This is a genomic window from Streptomyces calidiresistens (assembly GCF_014141525.1).
In the GTDB taxonomy this organism is placed as follows: Bacteria; Actinomycetota; Actinomycetes; order Streptomycetales; family Streptomycetaceae; genus Streptomyces; species Streptomyces calidiresistens.
The window spans coordinates 1-1,604 of record NZ_VKHS01001032.1 but is presented as its reverse complement, the minus strand read 5'-3'; the positions used below and the strand labels follow the sequence as shown (position 1 = coordinate 1,604).

The following is a 1,604-nucleotide window of genomic DNA, read 5'->3' as shown; positions in this document are numbered from 1 at the left end:
GGGTGCCGACCGGGTCGGTGAGGGGCCGGTCGGGTGGTCCGGCAGGGGGCGGATCACGGCACTTGATGGCGATTGACGGCACACGGCGGCGGATGGCGGCGGTCCGGAACCGCTTCGCGGCGCCGCACGGCCGGGAACGACCGGGGAGTGGCGGGGGCGGAGGGGCCCGCCTCACGCCGATCGAACACTCTGTGTCACCGTTTTCGAGCACCGGAAGGCCTCCGAGGTCCTCCCGGGAGGGCATCGGAGGGTGAAGGGGACGGGATTGAAACGATTCGTTCGGACGCGCCGGCCGTGAACGCGCGGGCGTTCGAGCGGGGGCGCATTCGACGACCCGCACCACAACACCTCAATGGTCATATCAACATCACGCATCGTATCCGTTGCCGAGAGTGATCTACGATGCCGGCGTGCCGCTCGGTCTCGCGCCGCCCCAGAGGCGGGATCTCCGCTCCATCCTGCGCCGATTCGACATCGGTGCCCCCCGCACGTGTACCCGCCTCACCCGGGGGTTGCTCAACCGCGGATACCATCTCGTCACCACCCGTGGTCGTTTCTTCCTGAAACACCATCTGGGTGGCGATGACCAATCCGTGCTCCCCGTGGAGACCGCCCACCGCGTCGTCACCGCCCTCCACGGGACCGGCCTCCCCCTGTGCCCCCCACTCACCGACCGTGACGGAAAGACCGTCGTCCTCCTCGGTGACCGCTCCTACGCCGTGCACCCCTGGGTCACCGGCCGGCATCTCCGGGGCGCCGCGCTCAGCCTGCGCGAGGCCCACCGCCTCGGCGAACTCCTCGGCCGGCTCCACCGCGCCCTGGAGCGACTGCTCCCCCGCCCCCTCGGGCCGCTTCCCGGCCTGGGGCTGGAGGCCGCCGACCCCGAACGGACCCGGCACACCGCCGAGCACCTGCTCGCCCGCACCCGGGCGGGCGGGCGTCGCACCGACTTCGACCTCCTCGCCGAACGCCGACTGCGCGAGCGCCTGGCGCTCCTCGACCGCCACGCCCGGGAACGCCCCGACCGCTCGCTCATCCCCCCGACCGGCTGGGTGCACGGCGACTTCCATCCGCTGAACGTCCTCTACTCCCCCGCCGGCGCGTCCGACGGCACGCGTGAGGCCCTCGCCGTACTCGACTGGGACCGCCTGGGCACCCGCCCCCGTGCCGAGGAGGTGGCCCGGGCCGCCGCGATCTTCTTCCTGCTGCCCGACGGCACCCTCGACCTGACCCGCGTCCGTGCCTACGCGCGCGGCTACCGCGCCGCCACCGGCGTGGACGGCGAGGAACTGGCCGCCGGCGCGCACCGGGTGTGGTGGGAACGGCTCAACGACTTCTGGATCCTGCGCTGGCACTACGAGCGGGAGGACCCCCGGGTGGACCCGCAGTTCCCCGCCACCTCCGCGCTGGTGCCCTGGTGGTGCCGGAACGCGGCGGCGGTGCGGGAGGCGTTCCGCTCCTGAACGGCCGGGTCGCCCCCGCCCCGCACCTCCACCAGACGCGGCAGCAGGCGCAGATAGACGGCGTTCCCGGGCTCCCCCGGCGCACCGGGGTCACCGGTGGCCCCCGACGAACCGCCGGCGGGAGGGGCGGGAGGGGAGAGA

The 1,604-nt window shown here is 73.5% G+C and carries 1 protein-coding gene; it reads left to right on the top strand.

The window, feature by feature from the left end:
• Positions 1-410 precede the first annotated feature (410 nt).
• On the top strand, positions 411-1,463 hold the full coding sequence (locus FOE67_RS25200; protein ID WP_182667123.1) for a phosphotransferase: 1,053 nt from the start codon (positions 411-413) through the stop codon (positions 1,461-1,463).
• Positions 1,464-1,604 lie beyond the last annotated feature (141 nt).